Annotated in this window: 4 protein-coding genes and 1 pseudogene; 2 read left to right on the plus strand and 3 right to left on the minus strand. The window is 68.6% G+C overall.

Features of this window, described 5'->3' with window-relative positions; genetic code table 11:
* A pseudogene (locus PLL68_RS12715) lies at positions 1 to 311 on the minus strand (leucyl aminopeptidase); the annotation flags it as partial.
* Between the two features lie 105 nt (positions 312 to 416).
* Between PLL68_RS12715 and PLL68_RS12720 the strand changes: the two are divergent.
* Together PLL68_RS12720 and PLL68_RS12725 are read left to right on the plus strand one after the other, a co-directional pair.
* The gene (locus PLL68_RS12720; protein WP_324534631.1) at positions 417 to 1976 is read left to right on the plus strand and encodes an SLC13 family permease; all 1560 of its coding nucleotides are present in this window, start codon (positions 417 to 419) and stop codon (positions 1974 to 1976) included.
* A 113-nt stretch (positions 1977 to 2089) separates the two neighbouring features.
* Positions 2090 to 3295 (plus strand): hypothetical protein, encoded by a 1206-nt coding sequence (locus PLL68_RS12725; RefSeq protein ID WP_324534633.1) that lies wholly within the window; start codon positions 2090 to 2092, stop codon positions 3293 to 3295.
* A 57-nt stretch (positions 3296 to 3352) separates the two neighbouring features.
* Here the strand turns inward: PLL68_RS12725 and PLL68_RS12730 are convergent, their stop codons facing one another.
* On the minus strand, positions 3353 to 3754 hold the full coding sequence (locus tag PLL68_RS12730) for a type II toxin-antitoxin system VapC family toxin (RefSeq protein WP_324534635.1): 402 nt from the start codon (positions 3752 to 3754) through the stop codon (positions 3353 to 3355).
* Positions 3751 to 4011: a type II toxin-antitoxin system Phd/YefM family antitoxin gene (locus tag PLL68_RS12735; RefSeq protein WP_324534637.1), complete on the minus strand. Its 261-nt coding sequence runs from the start codon at positions 4009 to 4011 to the stop codon at positions 3751 to 3753. The genes PLL68_RS12730 and PLL68_RS12735 overlap by 4 nt, the downstream gene beginning before the upstream one ends.
* Positions 4012 to 4164 lie beyond the last annotated feature (153 nt).

Here is a 4164-nt window from a genome sequence, read left to right on the forward strand (position 1 = left end):
GCGGCGTCGCGCAGGGCGTTGGCGTCGAGGTCGTCGGCTGCGGGGGCGCCGACGAGGAGAAGGGCTGGCGCGCCAGCGCGGGGGAGGCAGAACGTCGACCCGGGCTTGCCGTCGAAGCCGGCAGCGCCCAACGTGTCGCGGTCGAGGTCGCCGAGCTCACTCGGCAGGTCACCCTCGGCCGGCACGACCACGGCGAGGACGTCGACCGTCGAGGCATCGATGGCCTCGACCGAGCTGACCTCGGTGGTCGCGCTCGTCGACGGCACCGGGGTGAAGTCGTCGGGAACGGGCAGGTTCGGGTTGGGGCACATGCGAAGGACTCCTCGAGGTCGACGTGTCTGGACCCTAGCGCGGCGACCTGACCCGGCATCCGGCGTCGTTGCACACGGGGTAGATCACAGGGTTAGGCTCCGCGCATGAGTCCAGTCGCGATGACGTTGCTCATTCTCGTCATCGCAGTCGTGGCGTTCATGTCGAACCGCGTCCCTCTCGGCGTCGTCGCCATCGGGGTCTCGGTCTCGCTGTGGCTGACCGGGATTCTCGACCTCAACGACGCGCTCGCGGGCTTCGGCGACCCGACGGTCATCTTCATCGCGACGCTCTTCGTCGTCGGTGAGGCGTTGGACTCCACCGGTGTCACCGCGTGGGCCGGGCAGCAACTGCTGGCCCGCGGTGGTGAGAGCCGCTCGAGCCTGCTCGTGGTCGTCTGTCTCCTCGTGGCGGTCCTCACCGCCCTGATCAGCGTCAACGGCGCCGTCGCGGCGCTCATCCCCGTCGTCGTCGTGGTGGCGACCAGGGCCGGCCTGCCACCCTCCCAGATGCTCATGCCGCTTGCCTTTTCCGCCCATGCCGGCTCGCTGCTCGCGCTCACCGGCACCCCGGTCAACATCATCGTCAGCAATGCCGCGGAAGATGCCGGTGCGCGTCCCTTCGCGTTCTTCGAGTTCGCCCTCGCCGGCATCCCGTTGCTCGCGGGGGTGCTGCTCATCATCGTGTTCTTCGGCCGGCGACTGCTGCCCGACCGGATGCCGGCCACGCTGCCGCAGGACCTGGGGGACCTCACCGACGCGCTGCGCGAGCACTACGAGCTGCCAGACGGTGTCCTCGTGGGCTCCGGGCGTGGAGTGACCGAGGTCGTGATCGCGCCCAGGTCGCCGCTCATCGGCCAGCACCTGTTCACCGGGATGGCCACCCCGAGTGGCGACCTCGTCGTGCTCGCGGTCCAGCGAGCCGGCGACGACCTCAAGGGCACCGACGACACCCTGCGGGCGGGCGACACCCTCCTGCTCAGCGGGACCTGGGAGAAGTTGCAGGAGCACACCTCCGGCAGCGACGAGGTGCTCGTCGTCGACGACCCGGCGCGCCTGCGCCGCGGCGTGCCGCTCGGTCGAGGAGCCAAGCGCGCCATCGCGATCCTCATCGGCATGGTCGTGCTGCTCGCGACGGGGATCGTTCCCGCCGCGATCGCGGGCCTGTTCGCCGCGTGCGCCGCCGTCCTGACGGGAGTGGTGACCTCGGCCCAGGCCTACCGCTCGGTCTCGTGGACGACGGTGGTCCTCGTCGGCGGCATGATCCCGCTGTCGACCGCATTCGTCACCACCGGCACCGCTGATCTCATCGCCAGCCGACTGCTCGACGTCGTCGGTTCGGCCTCGCCGCGGTTGGCCCTGCTGGCGCTGTGCGTGCTGACGATGGTCCTCGGCCAGCTGATCAGCAACACCGCGACGGTGCTGATCATGGCGCCCATCGCCTCCGTCGTCGCCCTCGACCTCGGTGCCTCGCCACTGCCGTTCCTCATGGCGCTGAGCATCTCCGGCGCGGCGTCCTTCCTCACCCCGGTGGCCACTCCGGCCAACACGATGATCCTCGAGCCGGGTGGGTACCGCTTCAGTGACTACTGGAAGCTCGGGCTGCCGCTTCTCCTGCTCTTCCTCGCGGTTGCCGTGCTGTGGGTGCCCGTCGTCTGGTCCTTCTGATATCCGTCAGTGGGTATCTGTGACGACGCGCCGCGGCGGGTTCCACCAAGCAGCCCGGGTGGCCTGCTGCGCCGTGGTTGGATGACAACTCACAACTCAAGCTGGAGGTTGGCATGAACCCGATCGTCGCCTTCGTGGTCGTCATGGCGGTGTGGACGGTCAGCGAGTTCGTCGCCCGCAAGACCAAGTCCTTGCTGTCCTCGCTGTTCGTGGCCTCGCTGATCTTCCTCGTAGGGTTCCTGTCCGGGATCTTCCCCGAGGACCTGCTCGCGAGCTCGTCGTTGCTCGCGCTCGCGGGGGTCGTCGTCGGCTTCATCATCGTCCACCTCGGCACCGTCATCAGCCTCGATGATTTCAAGAAGCAGTGGAAGACCTTCCTCATCGGGTTCTCCACCGTCATCGGCATCGGGATTGCCCTCTGGGTGGCTGGCCTGATCTTCGGCGGCCGGATCTCCGGGGCGGCCGAGGACGGCTACGCCCAGGCGCTCGACTTCGTCGTGGCCGGCACCGGCGCCCTGAGCGGCGGAACGATCTCGGTGATCATCGTCCAGGAGGCCGCGCTGGGTGTGGCGCTGACGAGCATCGCCGTCTTCCCCGTGCTCATCGCGGCTCTTCAGGGGCTGGTCGGGTTCCCGCTCACGTCGCTCATCCTGCGCAAGGAGGCGGCCCGCCTGCGCGATGAGTACCGCGCCGGCAACCTCGAGGCGCCCGCGGCGCCCGATGAGCAGGCGGCATCCGCGTCCTTGCTGCCGGCTGCGTTCCAGAACACCCCGGGCACGCTCTTCGTCGTCGGTCTCGTCGTGCTCGCGGCCCTCGGGATCAACAACCTCACCGACGGCGTCCTCAACACGTTCGTCGTCGCGCTGATCTTCGGGATCGCACTGCGGGCGTTCAAGGTGTTCAAGCCCTCGGTGCTCGCCGGCATCGACGCGTTCGGGCTGATGATGCTCGCCATCATGATCCTCGTGTTCGGCCCGCTGGCCACGGTCGAGCCGGCTGACGTTAAGGCGTTGGCGTTCCCGCTGTTCCTGGCGTTCGTCTTCGGTGTCGCCGGCATCGTTGGGTTCTCCGCCCTGGTCGGCAAGCTGGTGGGCTACAGCATCCCCATGTCAGTGGCCATCGGGCTCACCTCGCTCTACGGCTTCCCGGGCACGATGATCCTGTCGCAGGAAGCAGCCAAGGGCGCGGGCGAGACCCCCGAAGAGGTCGCAGCCATCGAGAACTCGATCCTGCCGAAGATGATCGTCGCCGGGTTCTCGACGGTGACCATCACCTCGGTGATCGTCACGAGCATCATCGCCGGGCGGATCGGCAACTGACCCCGGGCCCGCTGCTGCGCTGAGTCGAATCGCAGCCGCACGGTGTCGCGCGCGTCGTCACCTCGACTCGGGCGCGACCACGGTCAACCCGGTGCGCGCGGCCGCTGCCTGCAGCTCGGCGTCGTAGGTGACCATGGTGTCGGCCTCGATGCGCAGGGCCGTGGCGAGGTGGATGGAATCGGCGCTGCGCAATCCCCACTCCGAGGTCGCTGCCGCCACGAGGTCACTGCGCTCGACGTCGACCAGCAGCAGCCCGTCGAGCACGGTCGTCGCCGACGAGATGGGGATGCCGGTGCCGCGTCGTCGAGCGGCACAATGCAGTTCGGTGAACAGCAGCATCGAGGCCACGAGGCGGTCACCGGCGTGAGCGGCCGCGTCGAGCACCGCTGCGAGTTCGCCGGACTCCGCCTCCTCGACGAGGAGTTTCAGGGCAGCGGAGGTGTCGACGTAGTGGATCACCGGTCGCCGCGCAGGTCATCCAGGATCTCGACCGTCGACGCACCGTGGACGCGGTCGATGGCGCTGAACTTGATCCCGGACCGGGGGAGCCGAGCGGCTTGGGCCTGCAGCACTCGCTCCAGGGCACTGGCCGCGGGAGGCACGAGGACCGCGGCGACCTCGCCGTGATTGGTGACGGCGATGGACTCGCCCGCGGCCACCCGGGCAAGGACGGCACTGCTGTTGTTGCGCAGCTCTCGGTGGGCGATCGTCTTCATGGTGAACCTCCTGTAGCAATCGTAGCAACCACATTCACCTGCCGCGCGGTCTCGAGTCTGAGACAGGTTGGGTGCGGTGTCGGGTCGGCACGGCGGCCCGAAGTGGATAGGCTCGGCGCAGGACACGATGGCGTGTCCCACCGCACCCGGTGA

The sequence above is a fragment of the Ornithinibacter sp. genome, assembly GCF_035443565.1.
Lineage (GTDB): Bacteria > Actinomycetota > Actinomycetes > Actinomycetales > Dermatophilaceae > Fodinibacter.